This is a genomic window from Mycobacterium sp. NGS54, from assembly GCF_059812465.1.
The window spans coordinates 286,465-308,629 of sequence record NZ_JCALCS010000005.1; the positions used below are offsets into that span (position 1 = coordinate 286,465).

21 protein-coding genes are annotated in these 22,165 nt (G+C 61.6%); 15 read left to right on the plus strand and 6 right to left on the minus strand.

Annotated features, from left to right (window positions below; all coding sequences use genetic code 11):
• The first annotated feature begins 14 nt into the window (after positions 1-14).
• Genes AC5Y5E_RS17280 through AC5Y5E_RS17295 form a run of 4 tightly spaced genes read left to right on the plus strand, consistent with a single transcriptional unit; the run spans position 15 to position 4,046 of the window.
• Complete coding sequence (locus AC5Y5E_RS17280) at positions 15-1,223, plus strand: cytochrome P450 (RefSeq protein ID WP_067921700.1); 1,209 nt, start codon at positions 15-17, stop codon at positions 1,221-1,223.
• 33 nt (positions 1,224-1,256) lie between these two features.
• Positions 1,257-1,652, plus strand: a complete 396-nt coding sequence (locus AC5Y5E_RS17285; protein WP_369828961.1) for a Zn-ribbon domain-containing OB-fold protein — start codon at positions 1,257-1,259, stop codon at positions 1,650-1,652.
• A complete protein-coding gene (locus AC5Y5E_RS17290; RefSeq protein WP_067921623.1) occupies positions 1,645-2,790 on the plus strand; it encodes a thiolase family protein in 1,146 nt (381 codons plus the stop codon). The genes AC5Y5E_RS17285 and AC5Y5E_RS17290 overlap by 8 nt, the downstream gene beginning before the upstream one ends.
• Positions 2,791-2,849: 59 nt before the next feature.
• Positions 2,850-4,046, plus strand: coding sequence for an amidohydrolase family protein (locus AC5Y5E_RS17295; protein ID WP_068051591.1), 1,197 nt, complete (start codon positions 2,850-2,852; stop codon positions 4,044-4,046).
• Positions 4,047-4,596: 550 nt separating this feature from the next.
• Here the strand turns inward: AC5Y5E_RS17295 and AC5Y5E_RS17300 are convergent.
• Positions 4,597-5,253, minus strand: a complete 657-nt coding sequence (locus AC5Y5E_RS17300) for a nitroreductase family protein (RefSeq protein WP_499904039.1) — start codon at positions 5,251-5,253, stop codon at positions 4,597-4,599.
• A gap of 254 nt (positions 5,254-5,507) precedes the next feature.
• Here AC5Y5E_RS17300 and AC5Y5E_RS17305 point away from each other — a divergent pair, with 254 nt between their 5' ends.
• The 6 genes from AC5Y5E_RS17305 (at position 5,508) to AC5Y5E_RS17330 (ending at position 12,358) form a co-directional block, all read left to right on the plus strand.
• The gene (locus AC5Y5E_RS17305) at positions 5,508-6,866 is read left to right on the plus strand and encodes a phenylacetate--CoA ligase family protein (protein WP_499904040.1); all 1,359 of its coding nucleotides are present in this window, start codon (positions 5,508-5,510) and stop codon (positions 6,864-6,866) included.
• A gap of 37 nt (positions 6,867-6,903) precedes the next feature.
• Positions 6,904-7,581: a hypothetical protein gene (locus AC5Y5E_RS17310; protein ID WP_499904041.1), complete on the plus strand. Its 678-nt coding sequence runs from the start codon at positions 6,904-6,906 to the stop codon at positions 7,579-7,581.
• A gap of 852 nt (positions 7,582-8,433) precedes the next feature.
• A complete protein-coding gene (locus AC5Y5E_RS17315) occupies positions 8,434-9,411 on the plus strand; it encodes a thiamine pyrophosphate-dependent dehydrogenase E1 component subunit alpha (RefSeq protein WP_067921611.1) in 978 nt (325 codons plus the stop codon).
• Positions 9,408-10,391, plus strand: coding sequence for an alpha-ketoacid dehydrogenase subunit beta (locus AC5Y5E_RS17320; RefSeq protein ID WP_067921608.1), 984 nt, complete (start codon positions 9,408-9,410; stop codon positions 10,389-10,391). The genes AC5Y5E_RS17315 and AC5Y5E_RS17320 overlap by 4 nt, the downstream gene beginning before the upstream one ends.
• 3 nt (positions 10,392-10,394) lie before the next feature.
• Entirely contained in the window at positions 10,395-10,637 is a 243-nt protein-coding gene (locus AC5Y5E_RS17325) for a lipoyl domain-containing protein (protein ID WP_067921605.1), read from the plus strand.
• Positions 10,634-12,358, plus strand: a complete 1,725-nt coding sequence (locus AC5Y5E_RS17330; RefSeq protein WP_499904042.1) for an FAD-binding protein — start codon at positions 10,634-10,636, stop codon at positions 12,356-12,358. Before AC5Y5E_RS17325 ends, AC5Y5E_RS17330 begins: the two co-directional genes overlap by 4 nt.
• A 646-nt stretch (positions 12,359-13,004) precedes the next feature.
• Here the strand turns inward: AC5Y5E_RS17330 and AC5Y5E_RS17335 are convergent.
• From AC5Y5E_RS17335 to AC5Y5E_RS17350, 4 genes are all read right to left on the minus strand, one after another.
• Positions 13,005-13,772 carry a hypothetical protein gene (locus AC5Y5E_RS17335; protein WP_499904043.1) on the minus strand — a complete coding sequence of 256 codons (768 nt, stop codon included), beginning with the start codon at positions 13,770-13,772 and terminating at the stop codon, positions 13,005-13,007.
• A 98-nt stretch (positions 13,773-13,870) separates the two neighbouring features.
• Positions 13,871-14,029, minus strand: a complete 159-nt coding sequence (locus AC5Y5E_RS17340; protein ID WP_499904044.1) for a hypothetical protein — start codon at positions 14,027-14,029, stop codon at positions 13,871-13,873.
• 197 nt (positions 14,030-14,226) lie between these two features.
• Complete coding sequence (locus AC5Y5E_RS17345) at positions 14,227-15,369, minus strand: acyl-CoA dehydrogenase family protein (protein ID WP_499904045.1); 1,143 nt, start codon at positions 15,367-15,369, stop codon at positions 14,227-14,229.
• Positions 15,370-15,582: 213 nt separating this feature from the next.
• Positions 15,583-15,756 (minus strand): hypothetical protein, encoded by a 174-nt coding sequence (locus tag AC5Y5E_RS17350; protein WP_156764356.1) that lies wholly within the window; start codon positions 15,754-15,756, stop codon positions 15,583-15,585.
• A 447-nt stretch (positions 15,757-16,203) separates the two neighbouring features.
• Here AC5Y5E_RS17350 and AC5Y5E_RS17355 point away from each other — a divergent pair, with 447 nt between their 5' ends.
• From AC5Y5E_RS17355 to AC5Y5E_RS17375, 5 genes are all read left to right on the plus strand, one after another.
• The gene (locus tag AC5Y5E_RS17355; protein ID WP_499904046.1) at positions 16,204-17,214 is read left to right on the plus strand and encodes an LLM class flavin-dependent oxidoreductase; all 1,011 of its coding nucleotides are present in this window, start codon (positions 16,204-16,206) and stop codon (positions 17,212-17,214) included.
• Positions 17,215-17,331: 117 nt separating this feature from the next.
• Positions 17,332-17,775 carry a Zn-ribbon domain-containing OB-fold protein gene (locus AC5Y5E_RS17360; RefSeq protein ID WP_499904047.1) on the plus strand — a complete coding sequence of 148 codons (444 nt, stop codon included), beginning with the start codon at positions 17,332-17,334 and terminating at the stop codon, positions 17,773-17,775.
• The gene (locus AC5Y5E_RS17365) at positions 17,772-18,947 is read left to right on the plus strand and encodes a thiolase C-terminal domain-containing protein (RefSeq protein ID WP_499904048.1); all 1,176 of its coding nucleotides are present in this window, start codon (positions 17,772-17,774) and stop codon (positions 18,945-18,947) included. The genes AC5Y5E_RS17360 and AC5Y5E_RS17365 overlap by 4 nt, the downstream gene beginning before the upstream one ends.
• Before the next feature lie 203 nt (positions 18,948-19,150).
• A complete protein-coding gene (locus AC5Y5E_RS17370; protein ID WP_067921584.1) occupies positions 19,151-19,795 on the plus strand; it encodes a TetR/AcrR family transcriptional regulator in 645 nt (214 codons plus the stop codon).
• A 220-nt stretch (positions 19,796-20,015) separates the two neighbouring features.
• Positions 20,016-20,588: a TetR/AcrR family transcriptional regulator gene (locus AC5Y5E_RS17375; RefSeq protein WP_499904049.1), complete on the plus strand. Its 573-nt coding sequence runs from the start codon at positions 20,016-20,018 to the stop codon at positions 20,586-20,588.
• Positions 20,589-20,744: 156 nt separating this feature from the next.
• Here AC5Y5E_RS17375 and AC5Y5E_RS17380 read toward each other — a convergent pair whose 3' ends face one another.
• A complete protein-coding gene (locus AC5Y5E_RS17380) occupies positions 20,745-22,148 on the minus strand; it encodes an aromatic ring-hydroxylating oxygenase subunit alpha (protein ID WP_499904050.1) in 1,404 nt (467 codons plus the stop codon).
• Positions 22,149-22,165 lie beyond the last annotated feature (17 nt).

Consider the following 22,165-nt stretch of genomic DNA (forward strand, 5'->3'; position numbering starts at 1 on the left):
TCAGCGAGGTTCTGATGACGCAATTCAAAGACTATGATCCCCGGTTGTCGCCCATCACGATCCACGTCAAGTCCATGGCCTCGCCGCAAGAATACTTCGCAGCGAAGGCCGGCGACGTCCGCCACGAATACCTGGATGGCGTTCACGTGCTGTATCGCCACGAGGATATTGTCAAGATCAACCGCCATCCCGCCGTCCTCGGAATGGGCGCTGCCCCGAAGCGCATGTTCGCCACCGGCAGTCCGTTGATTCCGCTGGAAGTGGACGGCGAAGAGCACAGGAAGTGGCGTCGTGTACTCGATCCCATGTTCTCGCCCAAGAAAATGGCAGAGCTGGGCGAGTCAGTGCGCGCGCTGGCCGGCGAACTCCTCGATCAGTTCGCGGCAGACGGCTTTGCCGAGCTGCACGATGCCTTTTGTGTCCCACTGCCGTCACTGACGTTCCTTCGCCTCGTCGGCGCCCCGGTGTCGGACCTTGACTTTTTCATCTCGTTCAAGGACGGCGTCCTCCACCCGGAGGGGGAGACCCTTGAGGAAATGAATGTGAACATGCTTGAGGCGGGTACCAAGCTGCTTCAGTACTTCGTTACTTTCCTCGCGGAGCGTCGCCAGGATCTCGAAGGTAGAAACGACGTCATCTCCAACTTGATCCGGACGGAAGTCGATGGTGAACCCGTCACAGATGACCTTCTGTTGCGGATCCTCTTCTTGTTCATGTTTGCGGGCCTGGATACCGTCACAGCGTCACTGTCGTGCGTATTCGCCTGGCTTGGACAACATCCCGAGGAGCGGGATCGACTTGTCGCTGATCCTTCGCTGATTCCCGCAGCGACCGAGGAGATCTTGCGGTACGAGTCTCCGGTGCCCTCCGGGCTTCGGTATCCCTGTGAGGACATCGACCTCGGGGACGGGCTCATCGTGAAAGCCGGCGAGACGATTCATACGCTGTGGTCAGCGGCGAACGTCGATCCGACCTTCCACGAGGATCCTCTTCGTGTCGACTTCGATCGTGGCCGCACGAACCACATTGTGTTCGCGAGCGGTGCGCATAGGTGCCTTGGATCGCACTTGGCCCGACTGGAGATCCGGATCGCAGTCGAGGAACTCCTCGCTCGCGCACCCGATTTCACCACCGACCCCAAGGAACTCAGGTTCGACAACGTCTCGGTGCGTGTGGCCAATCACCTGCCGATCAAATTCACCCCCAAAACCGCGGGAGTCTGACCAGAGATGCCATCAGAGTTTGAAACTGAGCTCGTGGCAGAGGGTCTCTTCACTTGGCCCTCGGATGAGCCGCAACTTATTGGGTCGGAGCGCGACGGCGTCGTCTCGTTTCCGGCGCGGCCGGGCGACCCGACCGTCCTTCTGCATCGGCGTGGAAAGCTCTGGGGGTTTACGACCCAAGAGTTCCGGCCGCCGTCGCCACCCTACGACGGTAACGACACTGCTGACACATTCCAGCCATTTGCAATCGGCTACGTCGAGTTGGATGGACAGCTTTTTGTGCAATCCCGATTCACGGTGTCTGACCCTTCGCAGCTGCGCATTGGCCAGGAAATGGAACTGCGAATCGTTCCGTACACCACCCGTTCGGACGGCACTGAGGTCCTGACATTCGCATTTGCCCCGGTGGAAGGGAACTCTAATGACTGACGTCGCGATTATTGGGGTCGGGCTGCACCCGTTCGGCCGGTACGGAGACAAACTCTGCTTACAAATGGGGGCAGAGGCGGCCCAGCAAGCCCTTGGTGATGCAGGTATTCCATGGTCGGGCGTCCAGCGCGCATACGTGGGTAGCTTCGAGGTAGCCAGCCCGGATGCAGTGGTCGGCTGGCTCGGGCTGACGGGCATCCCGGTTCGCGGGGTGTTCAACGGATGCGCCACCGGCGGTACGGCACTGCAGATGGCTGTCGAGGCAGTGCGTCACGGGCAGGCCGACATCGCCATGGCCATCGGCATGGACAAGCACCCGCGCGGCGCGTTCGCCGCCGATCCATCAATAGTCGGGCTGCCCAGCTGGTATGGACGTACCGGACTGTTCATGACGACGCAGTTCTTTGGCACCAAGATCAATCGCTACATGTACGAACACGGCATCTCCGTCGAGTCTCTGGCACGTATCGCCGCCAAGAACTTCGCTAACGGTGCGATCAATCCAGATGCTTGGCGGCGTAAGCAGGTGTCGGCCGAAGAGATTCTGGCCTCCGAAGTCGTCAACTATCCGCTCACCCGGCTTATGTACTGCGGCCCCGATGAGGGGGCGGCCGCGGTGGTCGTGTGCCGCGGCGATCTCGCCAAGAAGTACACGGATACACCAGTTTTCGTGAGGTCGTCGGTACTTCGAACCCGGACTGACGGCGCGTTCGAAGTACAGAGCCCGTCGATGCCGCTGAAGTCCGACCACAGTCCGACTGTCTATGCCTCGCGGGCGGCCTTTGACGAAGCGGGAATTGGGCCCGACGATGTCGACGTCGCGCAGCTACAGGACACCGACGCCGGTTCGGAGCTGATCCATATGGCCGAGAACGGGTTCTGCGTTGACGGGGAGCAAGAGAAATGGATCAGCGAGGGTGTCACTGAGATCGGTGGGCGTCTGCCAGTCAATACCGATGGCGGATTGATGGCCAACGGTGAACCGGTCGGTGCATCGGGTCTCCGGCAGATCCGTGAGATCGTGCTACAGCTGCAGGGTCGCGCCGGGGAGCGCCAGGTTCCCAACAATCCCAGGGTCGGCTATACGCATCTCTATGGCGCGCCGGGCGCTTCAGCAGTATCGATACTTTCGCGATAACGCACAGCCTCCAAGCTTCACCCTCCAGCAACCAGCTACATCCAGATCGAAGGACTACCATGATCGAGAACACTATCGGCCAATTGCCTTACAGGTTAATTGATTACGATCAACATCTCTACGAGCCGCATGACTGCTTCACAAGGCACATGCCCAAGGCTAAGCTCGACACCTCGATCTACCCGGTCAAGACTCCGAGCGGTCAGCAGGTGTTGTTGGCCAATGATCGGGTTGTCACGGGTTTGGAACGTGAGCAAAGCGATATGGCGTACCTCCCGGGCTCGCTCGTCGAAATGCTCCGGCAGAGAGCATCAGGGAACGCCTCTGACGCGGAGCGGTTTTTTGAGCCGATTCAGCCGGAGTACCTGGATAGGGATGTGCGGTTGCGCCAGCTCATTGAGCAGCAGATCGAGAAGACGATTCTCTATCCCGGCTGGGCGTTGATGGCCGAGGCGTTCCTTGACGGCATCGATCCGCTGTACGACAACCTCACGTCCTACAACAAGTGGATCGACGAGGATTGGGGCTTCCACTACAAGGACAGCGTGTACGCCACGGCGGTGTTGTCCCTGCGCGACCTGGATAGGGCCGTGGCCGAGCTAGACCGTGTGCTTAACCAGGGAGCGAAGTTCATTCTTCTGCCCGCTGGCCCAGCGTATGGCCGCAGTCCGGGAGACCCGTACTTCGATCCGTTTTGGTCCCGGATCAACGAGGCGAAAGCCGTTGTCTGCTACCACATCACCGAGTTTCACTATCAAGAGAATGTGGCCTCGCATTGGGGTTGGCAAGTTGGCCCGCCTTTCCAGTTCTCCGCGTGGCAGTGGCAGAACACGTATGGCGAGCGGCCGATAACCGACACGTTGTCTGCACTCATCTTTGACAACCTGTTCGGTCGCTTCCCCAACATTCGGGTGTTGGTCAGCGAGTACGGTGCCGCTTGGGTGCCACACTTTGTCCGCCATATGGATAAGAGTCGGGGGATGGCACGGCTGGGCAAATGGCTGGGCGGTCCGTTGACGGAGCGTCCGAGTGCGATCTTCAAGAAGCACGTTCGTGTTGTTCCGTACCCTGAAGACGATACGGTCGCCATCGCCAGTCAACTCGGTGGAACCGACGCGCTTGTGATGGGATCGGACTGGCCCCATGCCGAAGGCCTGCGTGAACCGGGCGAAATGTTCAACCTGGTAGAAGGATTGGGCGACGCCGCGCGTAAGCACTTCCTGCGCGACAACGGACTTGAGCTCCTGACTGGATGACGATCGCCTGCTCACGACAAGCGCGGCAGTGGTGGGCACGTTCCAAAAGGAGGTCGCCCAGGTGTCGTTGACAACGTGGACTGCTTTTGCCAACCACCTGGGCCGGGGATGACGGAGACCTGTGTGAGCAACGAGTTCCGTGGCGCTGTTGCGCTCGTCACGGCGTCAGCGGGTCCTGGTATTGGACAAGCCACTGCACGTCGCAAGTGCTCTCAACACGCTGACAGGTAGCCTCGCGCATGAGGGCGGGCCTCGCGGTATCCGCCCACCGTCGCGATGGGAATGGTTCGGGGCGCCAAATTGATTGACGACCATCCCGAATTGCTTTCGAGGCCGGAAGCTAACCGACCGATGGACTCTTTCTGATGATGTCGCGAGGCGATCGCGTCCTTGGCTGGGCCGCAAGGGGGCATATCACCGGCGAGGTGGCCAACGCGACCAGCGGTTCCTACATGCGCAGCCGAGCCCCACTCAACGGGAACCGGCGACAGTCCATCTCCGGAGCTCGATGGGGATCCTCGTGCGTGCGGCCAGTGTGCGCGCTGGTAACTCAGGAGAAATCTGAAGGCGGTTGGTTTCCCCAAGAATTCCACGAAGTCACCTTCTTGGGTGATCGGTTCTTTGCGCGGGCGAATGTGCCCTTGGTGTATGCGACTGCCAAGAGTGCGACTTGGGCGACATTGTCGGGTATGTCGAGTAGTGCTGCGACTTCGTTCTCGTACTTCAGATGCACAGTGGTGAACACGGATCCCAGGCCGCGGCTGCGCAACGCCAGCTGAAGTGACCAGATCGCCGGGATCACCGAGCCCAAGTACCCCGACCACTGCGAGATGGGAGCGCCGGGCTGCAAACGACCCTTCAGGCACGCGATGACCAACACGGGGACCTCAGCCAGATGGTCGGCCAGGTAATCGGCAGACGAGTACACGCGGCGTTGTTGGTCCTGTCTCTCGGTTGGCAGGCCGTCAACGAATGAGTCAATGCTTTCGTACTCGGAGCGCCAACCCTCGCGGTAGTATTTCGCGATCTCGCGCCGCTTTTCAGGGTCGTTCACGACTATGAACCGCCAGAGTTGGATGTTCGTTCCGGTCGGAGCTTGCAGGGCGATCTGAAGGCACTCATGGAGCACAGCCGGCTCGACGGCACGATGTAGATCGAGCCGTTTGCGTACCGCCCGTGTGGTGGTCGCGACCTCATCGAAATCCATCCGTGCCCCTATCGAATCGCCAGAACGACCGCCCGCTCATGCCCTCACAGCGAAGGCCGCAGCCGACGGGGAGAGTCATGCTTGGCATTGGTCTCCACTCCTGCGACTGGGCGGGGCGAGGGCCCGGGACGCGGCCTTAATGTACGAAACTATCTACCAGTATAGAACGTGTCCGCAATCACGTTACGATGTACTGTAGGTGCTACGGCGATAGCAGCGCACCTTGATTACTAACGCCGAACTCGAGGAGAATCGTGGCGAGTCCGACCGAGAGCCCGCTGGCACCGTTCAACGCGTCGTTCCCGGGCGACGACATGGGCCGCTACTTCTATGAGCCCGGGATCGAGACGGCAAGCCGCGAGGAGATCCATGCGTGGCAGGAGCGGCGCATCCTCGAACTTGTGCCGTATGTGTGGGAGCGGTCCGGTTTCTATCGCGAACATTGGGGCGGCGCTGGCGTGCAACCGAGCGACATCCGATCCCTAAACGACTTCTTCGCCAAGATTCCCACGTTCAGCAAAGCTGATCTCAGGGGGTATCGCGAACGCACGGGTGATCCCTTTGCCGGGATCCTATGCGTGGATCGAGCGGAGCTGTCCTCCATCACCTCGACTTCCGGCACCACGTCGTTGCCCGAATTCCTTCCCGAGATCTGGGATGCGGCACCGCCGCTGCCCATGACGTCCACCCGCGCGCTGTGGCAGCTCGGGCTGCGGCCGGGTGATCGCGTGCTGGTCGCGCCGGGGGCGTTTCGTGGGTTCTGGGACGATTACTACCGCCTGCTTGGCCTAGTGCCGGTGTACATCGACACCTGGATCGGTGAGGGCGAGCGGGTCCTGAACGCCGTCAACCGTCATCAGGTCGCATACCTTCAGTTGTTCATGCCGATCGTCATGGAGTTTGAGGCGCTCGAGGCGAAGTACGACCTTCGCGACATGCTTTCATCACTCAAAGGCGCCTCGTTCGCAGGCCAGCCGCTGAGCGCGACTCTCGCTCGCAAGGTCCGCGACGAGTGGGGGGTGCACTTGGTGACGTGGACAAGCGCAGGCGACACAGGTGGCGCATGGGAGGGCAATGAACGCGATGGCTACTTCCTGCAGGAAGATACCGTGCTGGCCGAGATCGTTGATCCGGTGACAGGCGTACCGGTGGGCGAGCGCGAGACGGGTGAACTCATCGCGACAGACCTCGACAACGACGCCGCCCCCTATATCCGATTCCGCTCCGAAGATCTCGTACGCGTCAGCCGCGAGCCGGCCATCAGTGGCTGTACCCATACACGAATCTGGGTCATGGGCCGGGCTGGTGACCAGATCCGGATCGGTGGTAAGACTTTTGTCCTGTCAGATATTTGGGCGCCCATAGAGTCGTTACCCGAATGTGCAGACGCGATCTTCCAGATCGTCAAGTACGCCGATGAAATGGGTGCTCTGCGCATCCGGATCGGATATGCGCCCGAACGCACGGCCGACATCGACGAACTGCATAGCCGCGCGGTGCTCACGCTCAAGAACGCCCTCGATGTCGAGGTGGAAGCCGAGCTGATGGCCGTTGACGAGCTGATGAAGCACTCGACGAGTGTGGCGAAGTTCCTCAGGGTGGTCAAGGAATGAACGAAAGCGCGGGAGGCAAGTTATGAGCAGAGCGACCATGGCAGCGGCGTCGGTGACGGTTCCGCGTGCCAGCCTCTATGGCATCGGTTCGTGTCGGGTCGGCACCGAGTTCCGCGACTTCGAGATCGGATGGGATGAAGTCGATCGTGATATCGAGTGGATGACTGCACTCCTGCGCGAAGCCGGTCTAAAGAAGGGCGACCTGGCGCAGATTACCCTGCCGAATTGGGAAGGGCCTTGGTTCACTCCCCTCATTGCCGGGCTAAAACGCATCGGCGTGGTCGTCGCGCTGGCCGAGCAGTTCTCGTGGGATGCGCGTCGCGTCGCCCATTTCGTCGGGAGTCTGCGTCCGCGTGCTTATTTCGGTCTGTGCGCGGAGACGCTCCAGGGGTTGCGCGGGCTCGAGATCGACACCGCGGAGCTGTTGAGCGATGTCGAGATTATCTGGGCGCGTCACGATGCGCTCGCTGAGACCCCAAACCTGGGCTTTTCGGCGCAGCCGCTAGTGCCGCTGGGCCCTGCCCTGGCTGTTGGTGTCCCTGGTGTGGGCGCGGTCGTGAACACCGGCGAGTGGGAAATACGCACCGCGGAGGGGGAATTCGTCGTGTCGACGGCTTCCGATCGCGCTATGCGATTCACCGATGTCGGCACGGGTATCAAAGGAACCGTCGGCAAGCAAACCGAACTTGGCACGACCGTCGAGTTTGAGTTCTGAGCGTGACTGTAATCGGGTAGGGTGCCGGACCCCGTGGCGCTGGCGGTGGCGCGCGATGAATGGATCACCTCAGAGAGGGCCGTCGCAAAGGCCAATCGCACCGTCAGCACGGAGCGGTGACCTGAGATTTGCAGTCTCGCGCAAGCCGATCTGCTCGCGTGGAGTACGCGTACACCTCCCAGGTTCCAGCTAGGCCGTCGATGAATCGCCCTACCGCGGCCGGTGATCAATGTCCGCAGGTCGGGCATCAGGCGTGGCAGCGCCCAGTCATCCATCGAATTGCATTGCGGGGCATGGCGCCGATCCGCATTCGCGCCTCCTGAGCGCGAATCCGCCTCGGACGGGTCCGAGTGATGAACGCAGGCTCGCGGCAAACACGACGGCTGTCCTTTCGGGTATCGCCGGCATGAAGTGGCGCGGTTGCCCGTCGCACGAAAGAAATAGATAGATGTTTGCTTCACCTCTTCAGAGCTCAGCTGTATAGTGTCCACTGACTAGAAGTGCGGTGTAGCGCGCATGGAGGGCGGGCCCATGACTGACGTATCAGAAGCCCCAGTCAGGTTTTCGCGTTCGGCGCCCATCGCGGCGTCGCACCCCGGCGGTGTCACACCGACTTCGTCTCCAAACGGGCCTACTGCCAGTCTGCTTTGCTGCTCGCGGCGCAGGAGCGCCTGTGGCCGAACGTCTTGCGGCTCGCCTGCCGCCAGGAGACGTCAAACCCGCGGCGGACGTGGTCACGGGGAATTCAACGGATCAACACGCGAACACCATTCAGGAGAAATCGATGTCTAAAGTGCACCGCGCAGTGAAGCAGTACTTGGGAACGGGCGTTGACGTCGGGGAGGCCCGGTCATGACGAGTCCAACATCGCAGCAGCTGGCGGACATCTACCGCATGGCGTCATTAATCAAGATGACCGATGAGAAGATCCGCGGACTGTTGATGTCCGGCGAACTGGCGCTTTCGTATTACTCGCCGCGTGGTCAGGAGATCGTCGCCGCAGCGACGGCGCAGTCGCTACGACCAGAGGACTACGTTGTCACCATCTACAGGGGAATCCACGATCAGATCGCCAAGGGTGTTCCGCTTCGGCCGCTCATCGCCGAGTTCTTCGGCAAGGTCGACGGTGCCTGTAAGGGCAAGGGCGGCCCCATGCACGTTACCTATCCTCAGTCGGGTGTCATGCTCACGACCGGCGTCGTGGGCAGCGGTCTGCCAATCGCCAACGGTTTGGCGTTGGCGGCACAGCTGCGTGGCGAGTCCCGCGTTGTAGTCAGCAACTTCGGCGACGGCGCAAGCAACATCGGAGCCTTTCACGAGGCACTGAATCTCGCCGCACTGTGGAAACTGCCCGTCATCTTCCTCTGTCAGAACAATGAATACGCAGAGCACACGCGCTTCGCCAACGGCACCAGCTGCGCCAACGTGGCTGACCGGGCGGACGCTTACGGGATACCCGGCGTGATCGTGGACGGCAACGACCCGGACACGATGTTCGCCGTCGCGGCAGAGGCCACCGCGCGCGCCCGCGCCGGTGGTGGCCCGACTCTGTTGGAGGCCAAGACATTCCGCTTCATGGGTCACTTCTTCGGTGACGACGGAGGCTACATCCCGCAGGATGAGTATGCGCTGCGACTCGCCGCCGATCCGGTTCCGGCGTTGCGAGCAAGACTCGTCGATCGAGGTTGCGCCACCGAGGAAGTGCTCGACGCGATCGATGCGGAGAACGGCCGCCTCATCGATGATGCGATTGAATTCGCCCGCGGCAGCGAATACCCCTGTGAAGCCGAACTCGGCCGCGACGTCTACGCGCAGGAGATTCTGGTATGAGCAGCGCCGAAATCACCTTCGCCCAGGCGTCCAACATGGCCATGGACGAGGCGCTTGCGGCAGACGATTCGGTGTTTATCCTTGGCGAGGATGTCGCCGACCGGGAGGGCGGCGGTGTCGCCAAGGTGACCGCGGGGTTGTCGACCAAGTACGGCGATCAGCGGGTCCGTAGCACGCCGATCAGCGAGCAGGCTATAGCCGGTGCCGCCGTCGGTGCGGCGATCGCGGGCATGCGACCAGTGGCCGAGATCATGCTGGCCAACTTCCTGTCGGTGGCGATGGACCAGATCGTCAACCACGCCGCCAAGATCAGGTTCATGTCGGGCGGACAGACGGGCGTACCACTGACTATCAGGACGATGAGCGGCGCCGGAATGGGTTCGGGCGGACAGCATTCCGATATGCCTGAGGCGTGGTTCGCTCATGTCCCGGGTCTCAAGGTCGTCACAGGGTCGACACCGGCGGAAGTCAAGGGCTTGCTGCTCTCCTGCATCTTCGACGATGACCCTTGCATCTTTCTCGAGTGCATGCCGACGTATTGGGACAAGGGGACTGCTCCGGAACCCGGTTTTCGCATTCCACTGGGCACCGCAAGGATCGCGCGCGCGGGGGCCGATGTCTCGGTCATCACCTACGGTCGCCCGGTCGCACAGGCGCTGGCGCTTGCCGACAGGCTGGCTGCGGAGAGAATCGGCGTCGAAGTCATTGACTTGCGCACTGTTTCGCCGTTCGACTCCGAAACAGTGTTGCGTTCGGTCGCCAAGACCGGTCGGGCGGTGATCGTACATGAAGCGGTCGAGCAGTTCAGCGTGGGCGCAGGCATCTCGGCAGTCATCTCCGAGGAGTTGCACGGCGATCTGCGTGCGCCAGTGGCCCGTGTGGGATCACGCAACTGTCCGGTGCCCTTCAGTCGGCCCCTGGAGCAGGCATTCCTGTACAGCGACGACCGTATCGAGGCCGCAGTACGAAAGGTGCTGTAAGACATGCCATTTGTTTATAAGATCAAGATTCCTAAATTGGGTATGGCGGTCGAGGCGGCGACTCTGTCAGCGTGGCTTGTCGAGGACGGACAGACGATCGCCGCCGGAGAACCGCTGTACGTCGCGGCCACTGACAAGGTCGACCAGGAGATCACCTCTCCGGTGTCGGGTGTCGTCAAGCTGATCGGAGTGGTTGAGGAAAACTATCCGGCAGGGACGTTGATAGCGGAGATCACGGCCCAATGACCATCGGCGACCAGCAGTGGGATGTCATCACCGACTGCGTCATAGTCGGCAGCGGCGGGGGGTCGATGTGTGCGGCTTTGGCCGTGGCCGACGCCGGATGCCAGGCACTTGTCGTGGAGAAAGCCGCCGTCGTCGGAGGGTCGACCGCAATGTCGGGTGGGGTTCTGTGGTTACCTGACAATCCCGTGTCGCGCCGCGTCGGCGTCGAGGACTGCCGCGAGGACGCCCGACGCTACTTTGCCTCGGTCGTAGGTGACGAGGGTCCTGCCACTTCGTCGCAACGGCGGGAGTCGTTTCTGGACGGGATTGAGCCGATGATCGCGTTTCTGAAGCGAAAGGGAATTCCATTCCGGCACTGCGAGGGGTACCCGGACTACTACGACGAGCGGCCAGGCGGAAAGCAACGGGGCCGGTCCATTGAGACCGATCTCTTCGACACCGGGCTATTAGGACCTTGGGAATCGAAACTGCGAGTGCCAGAGAGAATTCCACCGATCCCGATGTTCACCGGCGAGGTCGCGGCGGCGACTCTCGGCGGACGCACCGTCGGATCGGTGCGGACCATCGCGAACGTCGCCGGGCGCGCGCTCCGCGCGTTGGCCACAAAGCGCACCATGCGCGGCTCGGGTGCGGCATTGCAGGGCTGGATGCTGCTGGCCGCGTTGCGCCACGACATCCCGGTATGGACAAACACCCCGATGGTCGATCTGATCGTCGATGACGGCGCGGTGCTGGGGGTTCTTGTCGAACGCGACGGCAGGCGGCTGCGAATCCGGGCACGTGTGGGTGTGCTGCTCAACTCCGGAGGCTTCTCGCACAATGCGGCGATGCGGTCCCAGTACGGTAAGCAACCCGCGTCGACGAAATGGACCGCGGCCAACCCGGGCGATACCGGTGAGGTGCTGGAGGCTGCGATCCGTCATGGTGCCGCAACCGATCTCATGGACGAAGCGTGGTGGATGCCGGTGACGTTGCCACCGCCCGCCGACGATCCGCTGTTCCTGATGTACGAACGGTCGAAACCGCACGGCGTCCTGGTCGACGGCACAGGTCAGCGATACGTGAACGAGGCCTGCTCCTACATGGAGGTCGGTCGGGCGATGTTCGAGCGACACCGCTCGGGGCAGGCGGTGCCCAGCTGGTGGATCATGGACAGCCGGCATCGCCGCCGTTACATGTGGGGCTTCAACCCGATCCGCGGACACACGCCACGCAAGTGGCTGGCGAGTGGCTACATGCTCGCGGCCGACAATATCGCTGGGCTCGCGACACGGTGCGGATTACCCGCCGAGGCGCTGGAACATACGCTGGAACGTTTCAACGCGTCCGCGACTACGGGAAAGGATCCCGATTTCGGCAAGGGGGAACGGGCTTACGACCGCTACTACGGCGATCCGCGCACAAAACCGAACCCGTGCGTGGGTCCGGTGGACAAGCCGCCGTTCTACGCCGTCCGTGTCTATCCCGGCGACGTGGGGACGTGCGGAGGGATGCTGACCGACGAGCACGCCCGTGTGCTTCGGCGGGACGGAGACCCGATCGTGGGGTTGTACGCGACTGGTAATTGCACCGCACCGGTGGTCGGACGCAGCTATCCGGGTGCGGGAGCCAGCATCGGTGTCTCGTTCGTCTTCGGCTGGCTGGCAGCCGAGCACATGCTGGCGGCTCGTACGTCCGCGCTGTCGGGGCAGGACGCGGTGAACGTGGACACAGCGAGGTGACCAGAATTCGGGACAACTGAGGTTTTGTATGCAACGCCAGTTGTCGGCGACGCCGGCCGCGAGTTCGTGGTTCTCCAGCTGCAGGAAGATCGGCAGCATCTCCGCCCAGCCCCACCCGGGCCTACCGAGGGCGGCGATGGCGTGGAGGACAACCGCGTTGCCGCGGTTGTCCTCCATTTCGATAATCGAACTGGACCCACCCAGCAACAGGCCGCGCGTCCACTGCTCAACGAGCCGAGAAGAGCCGACCGGCCGTACCGGGAAGTGCCACGCCAGTGTGGATGGTCGACGAGCTTACCGAGCCCCTTCGGTATGCGCGCACCAAAGGTTGCCATCCGCTTCGATCAGCAGACGCGATTGGGGGTCGACGTTGAGCCGATTGGCCAGTACACAACCCGCCAACACGCGCCCACGACGATGTAGTTGAAGTCGCTCACCGGTCGCTCCTTCGCAACGTGCCGCTGCCGTCCGCGCTCCAAGTTGGGCAACGATTAGCCCAACCAATTCAACGGACTTCGCCGCCGAGCTCGGGTGTGCCGCCATGAACTGGAATCCGTTGTCCAAAACGAGGGCTGAGGCGGGCCGCCGTGACATTTGGCGATCCTACCAACGCATTAGCGCGATGAATCAGATGTTCATCAGGCCGTCATCCGGCTGTGTACGTCGCATCGACAGTGATGGCCACCCTCCCGTCGGGACCGAGTAGTTCGGCGCGTGCGACGGCGAGGCGTCGGCCGCGGTGCAGCACGATGACGCGGCAGTCGATCTCGCCACTCGACACCGGAATGCCCCGGAGAAACACCGCGCGAAGGTCGGCTAAGCAGAGGTCGGTTGATCCACCGGTGCTAAGCGCGAGGTCGATCGCCCGTCCGCCCATCATCGCACCTATCCCGCCGTGGATGATTTTATATGCGTTCGCCAGGTCCGTCGACGCACCGAAGCTCACGTCGGCACCATCTGCAGTTGTGCGCCTCACCCGCGTCTGAAGCAGCGCGTCGACGTCTTCGAATTCAGGAACCGGTGATGAGCTGATGTGAGTGGTAATCGATTGGTCCTGGGCGGAGACCAACATCGCCCCCAACGTCGCATATCCGAGCACGTTGTCGTTCTCGTCTGTAATGGTCGACTCCGCGAGACCGAATGTTCCTCGGATGCGGCGCAACCCGGCGCTGCACCTCAACATAGTCAGATGACCCGGAACCGGTCCCGTCAGTTCGAGGTGCAAGTGCGTGGTGAGCATTGCAGGGTGGTCACTGTCGATCACCGCCACGCCCAGACCCCAGTCGGCGAGTATCGCCAAAGCCCCGGGGATCAGCGCTCCCCGCGAATCACGCATCGCGCTGGAAACTGCCATGTGCCCGACCACCCGACCGTCGATCGCGACCGGATCATCGAGCCCGGCGACGGCGCGCACTGGGATGTGGGGCATAACGATTCGCCGGCTCGGCATAGCTGGCGGGGTTGGTTTCCTGTCCGACGAAAACCGCGCCATTACCGGGGGTCCCACATGTCTTAGTCCTCTGCGAACGTGGTGCCGGAGTCGGTCTCCCGCACCAGACCCTGGTGCACAGGCATCGACGGATAGATGAGATGGGAGAACCGCGTCAGCGTCTCATCGCGTGCCCTCACGGCGCGACCCCACCCACCGTCGGCGATGACGAACCCCGTCACGACGCGACCCTCAGACCTGCGCCATGAGTGTCGGGTCTGGCCGCCGCCATGGTGGAGAAGTATCAGCCCCTTCGTTGTGTGGCTGGATGCTGACCAGTGATCGCCGCGGATAATGCCTGCGGCGCCACGGAATTGGATTGGCGTTGGCTTCATGGTGGTACTCCGTTTTCACAGGTGCGGAAGGTGGTCCGGTCAGATCAAAATCCCATCGCGCGTCCCATGAGGTCCTTCATGATCTCCGTGGTGCCGGCGTAGAGTCGCTGGACACGCGAATCGCGCCACAGGCGTGCAATTTCGTATTCGTTGATATATCCGTAGCCACCATGCAATTGGAGGCAGCGGTCGATAATTTCCCACTGCACTTCGGACGTCCACCACTTCAATCCGGCCGCGTCCTCATCGGTGAGGGTTCCGTCGTTGGCCGACAGCACGCACTGATCGAGATAGCACTGAGCGCTGTCGAGTTTGGTCTGCATCTCGGCCAAGAAGTGCCGGTTCACCTGGAAGGTGCCGATCGGCTGGCCGAATGCGGTGCGCTCCATCGCATAGGCCTTTGTCAGGTCGAGCGCGCGCCGCGCCATCGGCAGTGCGTAACACGCCACCCCTAGCCGTTCGGTGGCCAGGTGCGATACCAGATGATAGAAGCCGCGATTGAGGTCACCGACCAGGTTTTCCTTGGGCACCCGGACGTCTTCGAAGAACAGCTCGGCCGTGTCGGCTGAGTGTTGGCCGATCTTGTCCAGCTTGCGTCCCCGGGTGAACCCGGACATACCTTCCTCGATCATCAACAGGCTGATGCCCTTGCGACCCGCCGCGGGATCTGTTTTGACCGCCGTCAGGATGAGGGACGACAACAACCCATTGCTGATGAACGTCTTCTGCCCGTTAACGATCCAAGCGTCGCCGTCGTCGCGGGCGGTAGTCTTGATGCCGGCGAGGTCGGATCCGGCCGCTGGTTCCGACATTGCAATTGAGCCGATGTACTCACCCGAAATGAACTGAGGCAGCCACCGCTTCTTCTGTTCCTCGGTAGTCAGGTCGTTCAGGTACGGCACCAGGATGTCGTTCTGCACGCCAAGACCGATGCCGGCGGTGCCGGAAGCGAAGAACTCCTCCGACAGGATCTGGTTGAACCGGTAGTCGGTGATGCCGAGCCCGCCGTACTCCTCTGGCAGCGCCCAACCGATCAGACCGTGTTTACCAGCTGCGCGCCAGGCCTCCCGACTGGCCTTACCCTCGCGCTCCCACTTGTCGGCGTTGGGCGCGCATTCGTTGTCGAAGTAAGCTCGTGCGGTCTGGCGGAACTGGTCGTGAATCGGGGCGAAGATATTGCGGCGCATAGATTTTATTCTCCTACTTGGCTGAGGTTGCAGGGCTGATGGTGTCGTCGTGACCCGTGTGCTAGTTGGGCTACCGGGCCGACATCACGCCTTGGGCCTTCACGGGAGTGAATCGACACGTGCCGTCAACGCGATGGGATCACCACTGCACCGCGGCCGGGTGTGCTGTAGAACTGAGACAGTCCGACCTTCGGTTGTTCGCACATGGCGGTGTCAGGCTGCGCCGCGCAATTTTTGCACAAGCTCATGGAACTGCCGCAGGCCTGATGCGCCTACCGGCTCACTATTGGCAAGCAAGCCGCCCATCTCCAGCGCCGACCGGTCGGGGTAGTGGCCGAATCGATACAGGCCAACACCAACGATAGCCATCTCCGCTGTGGTGCCCATCGAGGTCCTTCCCGTGGTAATGCTCCATTGCCGCCGCGCCAGCGATCACATTTGGAATGAATAATATAGCTGATTCACCGATCTTGACGAACTTACTCGCTGGTGCTCAAGCGGGCGCCAAGGCGTACGTTTGCAGAACATGGCTGTCGGCTCGCCTGTCGATTCCGCTTCGGGTGATTGGCAACTCCGTGGGGCGGATCCCGTTGCGCCCCATCGTGGCCCCTGAATGGTACACCGTATCTATACACCGTATAGTTGTGCGTTAGGATGCATTTGTTAACTCTCTTCGGACGACATCGGGCAACCAGCTATGAATGCTGTTTCACTATCCACGTTTTATGACGGAGGCTGCATGGAAGGGTTGATGTGACGGAATTTGCCCAGGGCTCGTCTGCGAGTCGCGACGCCGGTAGCCTCGTGGTCGAAGCGCCAGCCGACGGACCGCACGTGCCGCAACATTCCAGGTCCATCGACGTCGGCGTTTACTTCGACCTTCGTAATCCGGCGCGGTGGCGCAAGGACCCCGCGTATCTGTACCGATTCACAATCGAGGCGTGCGAGGAAGCCGAGCGATTGGGCGCCGCATCGGCCTGGTTCACCGAACACCACCTCTTCGACGACGACTACATGTCCAATCCGCTCACGTTTGCCGCCGCCGTCGCGGCCAGGACAACGCGGATCCGCCTCGGTATCGGGATCGTGATCGCCCCACTGCACCATCCCGTGGAGATCGCCGAGCAGTCCGCCTGCGTGGATCTAATCTCTGGCGGGCGTCTCGATCTGGGTCTCGGAGCAGGCTACCGCGTACCTGAATTCGACCTCTTCGACACGAATCTGAAGAACCGCTACGCGCGCACCGACGACACAGCACGCAGGTTGCGTGAGCTATGGGCGCCCGGCGGGGTGACACCGGCACCGGTACAACCTCAGCTCCCTATCTGGATGGGATACCAGGGCCCGCAGGGCGCCCGGCGCGCCGGCTTGCTGGGAGAGCGGCTCCTATCGGCCGACGGCGCGTTGTGGGAGGAGTACCGCGCCGGCCTCATCGAAGGCGGCCACCCCGTCAGCGCTGGTGTGATGGGCGGTGCTATCCAAGGCTGGGTCAGCGACGATCCGGAGCGAGATTGGCCCATGGTGTCCGAGCATCTCAGTCACCAGTTCGACACCTACCGCCGCCACAGTGTCGAAGGGACGGGACGGGACGTACCCAAGCCGGTCGACCTGAACCGCATTATGAATAAGGAAGGCCAAGCAGGGCCGTTGGGCTCATTTCTTTATAGCACACCGGAATTCGTCGCCGAGCGTATTCGCGCGTCGATCGGCGATGCCCCCGTGAAGACGGTGTTCTTGTGGGCGTCAATCGGCGGAATGGACGAGAAGCCGGTGATACGCAACATCGAAACCATCTGCAACCGGGTGGCGCCGCTGCTGGCGGCCGCTGACTCGTCGACGTCCTGAATCTGGGCACACGTGCGCCGAAGCTTCTCTGGCACACGCCACCAAGCTGCTCAGACGTTACAGCGTAAGGTTGTCAAGCCGACATTTTGTGCGGTGGACCGAAGAGGAGTTCTATCGATGGTGATCAGTGACGACGAATTGGTCGAGCGTTTCCCCGGCGAGTCCGTCACGCATGACAATGCGGAGCACTACCGCGGGCGCTTGCGCCGAGAGCTCCTGATTAATCGCTGCCAAGACTGCGGGCGGTGGCATGCGCCGCCCAAGCCGGTGTGCCCGGATTGCTGGTCGTCTGACCTGCGGTCGACTCCCGTTGTCGGGGGCGGAGAGATCTTCATGGCGATATTCCTTCACCAGGGCTCACCCGCGCCGGGTGTGGACTATTCGACGCCCTACCCGGTCGTGACGATCGAGTTGGACGAGCAACGGGGTCTACGGTTCACCTCCACGGTCGTCGGTGCGCCCAACGACGCGATCCGAATCGGTGCGCGCGTGAACCTAGCGTGGATCGACCGTCATGGGTCGCCGATGCCTGTCTTCGAGTTGAGCGACACCGGATCATGAGCGGAAAGCCCATTAACTCGATGAAGGATCACGTCGCGATTGCGGGCGCGGCTACGACCGGTTTTGTGGCCGCGAATTCGGGTCGCAGCCAGACGTCACTGGCGGCACAAGCCGCCATCGAGGTCATTCGGGCTTGTGGCCTGACCAAGGACGAGATCGATGGCCTATGTGGCAGTTGGCCATCGGCTAATGAACTGCAATCGGTGCTGGGCCTGCCGCGGCTCACGTGGTCGGGAAATCCGATGATTCCCCTTGTCGACCATGTCGCCACCGCCGCCGCCGCCGTCTATTCCGGCCTGTGCGAAACCGTACTGGTTTATCACGCGGCTTATCGCGCGATGTGGAACAGCGGCGGGGCATGGAAGGATCCGTTTCGGCGCATCGCGACTCCGGGACTCGGCGATCCGAAACCGGGTCCCGAGACGATGGCGGGTGCCGTCGGATACACCGGCTGGGCTTCTCGGTACATTTACGAATACGATGTGCCGCGTGGGGATTTCGGGCTTGTCGCCCTCAACGCTCGTGCTAACGCGGCGCGCAATCCCGCTGCGGCGATGCGTGATCCGCTCACGATGGATGAGTACCTCGGGGCGAGGCTGATTCGCGAGCCGTTGTGTCTCTACGATATGGATCCTGCCGTCGACGGTGGTGACGCTTTCATTGTCACCACCACCGAACGTGCCTGTGATCTGGCATTGCCGGCGGTGCTAATTAATGCTGCCGTACTCGGGCAGGTCGCGCCCAACGAGGAGGACCAGACCCTGAGCCTGAGGCACAATGGCCAGCACGTCGTGGTGAACACCCTGAAAGCGAAAAGTGACTTCTGGATTGACGACATCGACGTCTACTTTCCCTACGACGGCTTCACCCCGATCACTTTGAACTGGATGGAGAATGTCGGCTGGTGTAAACCGGGAGAGGCGGGCAATTTCCTACGTCAGCACTGGGACGCGGCCGAGGGCCGAGTGCTGATCAATGGCAAGATTCCCGTCAACCCCCACGGCGGATCGCTCTCGGAGGGGGCGACTCAAGCATCAGGGCACATTCGTGAGGCAGTTCATCAGCTGCAGGGGTTGGCAGGGGAGCGCCAAGTGCCGAATGCGCGGCGGGCGTTGATCACTGCAGGCGGGTTCTTCTTCAACGCACAGGGGCTTGCGCTGCACACCGACTGACTTCGTCGACGGTCAACACAGGCTACTGTGGATCGGCCGCGCGTATCGCCAGACTAGGACCGACCGGGGTTTCCCGGTTTCCCCGCCAATCGAAGAATCCCCGGTATGTCTAGATTGGGTGGCGTGGACCTTCGAACGCTGGTGCGGGATGGTGTCCGCTCTCCGGGTGCCCCGCTCGGGGCTGGCGGGTTGGTGATTGCGGCATGAGCCTCGAGCGGCATCGCAATGCAAAGCGCGTCCGGCGAACGGGCGACGAAGTACGGGCGCGGTTGCTCCAGGCAGGCCTAGAGGTTTTCGCTGAACGCGGCTACGCCGGGGCGTCGACCAAGGAGATATCGCGTCGGGCAAAAGTCGCAGAGGTTTTGTTGTTTCGCCACTTCGGAAATAAGGACGGGCTTTTCGAGGAGGCTGTGCTTGCCCCGTTCCAGCAGTTCGTTGATGCATACCTCTCCAAGTGGGAGGAGCACCGCCAAGTGGCTGAGCAGCCGTTAGAGGACAGGGTGCGTGAATATGTGGACTTACTCTACAGATTCTTCGAGCAGAATCGCCAACTCTTCGATGCGCTATTGGCGGCCAGAGCTCATCGCCCTGCGGTCGCTTCGCGCCTCGATGAGTTGTTCGCGCGATTGCAGAAACGGACGTTCGAAGCGACGATAGTGTTCGGCTTACCCATGAGGAACCCCGCGCTCACCACCCGGCTGAGCTTCGGACTGGTTATGTCAGCTGCATTGCACGCCGACATGCTGTTCCCATCACCGTCACATGCGGATCAAACGCGTGAGCAGGTGGTCGACCAGTTATGCGGCTACATGCTGGAAGGGGCGCAATCCGAGACAGAGACCGGGTGACATGGTGTTCGACGGTCTCCGGCATCAGATCCTTGCCTCCGCTGTGATGGGTAGGTCTAGAGGTTGGGAGTCGGACGAGCAGGTGAATGGTTGACGAACTGCGAGGTCGACCTGATAGTCGGATATGGCTGGCGCCTCGGTGCCACTGACGCCACATGGAGGCGAATTGGCTAGCACGCCATCGACGCGCCCGGTCCGCCACCGCCGATCGGGCGCCGAAGTGCGTGAACTGTTGGCCACGGCCGCGCGTGAAGCCTTTGCCGAAAAGGGTTACGCGGGGACATCGACGAAGGACATAGCGATTCGAGCCGGGGTGGCCGAGGTCCTAATATTCCGCTATTTCGGCACCAAAGCGGGACTCTTCGACGGGGCGGTTCTCGATACCTTCGAACAGTTCATTGACCAGTACGCCGTCCGCTGGTCAGAACGCGGTGCCCGCGGCGAGTCGGTCGAGGATATCGCTCGCGAGTACATCGCGATGCTCTACGCCTTCTTCGAAGAAAATCGCGCACTGCTAGTCGCCTTACTGTCAGCGAAGGCGCACCATCCGAGCACGGCCTTACGGCTCAATGAGTTGTTCGCGCGTCTGGAAAACATAGTTCGGGAGGCCACGCGCGAATATGGCATTCCAAGCCGGGATGCCGCAACGACGGTGAGACTTACTTTTGGCATGGTGTTGTCGACCGTCATTCATGCGGATGTTCTCTTCGCGGGCGGCCCAAGACTCAGCGAGCGACGGCTCGTGAATGAACTCACCGCCTACACCCTGCACGGAATCTCAGATTCATCCTAGCGTTCATCACCAGATGCCAGTTCCGCAACGGAACTACGCGTGCCTCCGAAGCTGTCAGGCGGAGGGCAAGGATCGCCTGATCTTGAACGACCGCCCGGAGCGTCGGGTTGCGCTCAGACGAGTGTGGTCGAACTGGGGGATTACCACATAGATTCCTCACCGACGGTTTGCTCTTCGCCCGGTGGGATATGTCGGTATCCCGAGATACTCGTGAAGAACACGGTGGAAGTTCGAGATAGGTTTTTCCTGCACTGGATTCGTCCGGGCGCCCACAAAACCTCGTGACTTCATTCCCCGTTGGACCTCACCGAGATTCTGGAAGTCCTGAGGCAGAATTCCGCCCCAATCATCGTGCTCGCGCCAATCTCTGAAGAACTGTCGCTCCAGTGGCGGCTCACCACCCGGGCGATAGCGAGCCAGTGACCAGACATCGAACACACACGAATCAGGGTCATCGCCGTTGGGACGCGCCCGATACCATAGGGCCCCGTCCATATAGGGCAACACGATGAGATTCGGGAATATATGCCAGTCCATTCCAGCGCGAACAATGTTCTCGAAGGTTAAGCCGTCCGGCCACCCGGCGCCGCTTTCCAGCGCTGCCTCGCGCTGAAAGGTCATCAGCTTCATCATGACGGTCATCGGTTCCTCGTCGGCGGGAACATCGGTCAACAACCGCTTGGCGGCCTCGTAATCGCGGGTGGTGTAGATGGCTCGAAGGTCTCGCTCCATGAGCTCGAGAAATCCGAAGAGCCCGTGGCGCAGATCCTTCGGCACTTCGCCACCCAACCGGCGCGACGGGAAACCCAGCGGTCTATTGTCCGGGGGGTAGGTGAACATCCCGTGCTTGCCGAACGCTTCGCCGACCGTCCAGTCATCGGCGAAGCGCAACAGCTGAGGATGCGTCGCTGAGACGTGATAGCCCTCGTTGAACGCCTCTAGCACCGTTTTCCAATTGCACGGTAGAACAACCGTTTTGTACCAGCGATACCGCAATTTTTCGAACTCGAAACCGTCAAAGATCTCCGGTACCGGTGACAGGTAATCCCGCAACGGCTCGGGGGACCTTTCCATCGTGACGAACACAAACCCGCCCCATGTGTCGACGTGGACTGTCTTCAGTCGAATGTCTTGATCCTGAAGGCTATCCCCGTAGTCGGCACGGTCGAGGACCTCACGCGGGCTGCCGTCCAGGTTCCACCGCCAGCCATGAAACCGGCAGTAGAAGTGTTTGGCATTCCCGCATCCCTCGGTGAGGCGACGGCCTCGGTGCTGGCACACGTTGTAGTAGGCCCGAACCGTCCCCTCATCGATTCGGATGACGACGATCGACTCGTCGCCGATCTCGTAGCTCACGTAGTCGCCTGCGTTCGGAATCTCCTCCTCGCGGCAGGCAACCTGCCACACCTGCGGCCACAACCGTTGCTTCTCCAGGTCGACGAAGTTCTTCTCGTAATAGGGTTCCTTCGGCACGAAGTCGTCGCGCACCCGGCCGTTGTCGGAATTGCTGCCCGTAACGAGGTAGTCGCCGTTGGCGGCCTGTTGCGTTAGATCGGTCACTGCGCGCCTGCCCTCAC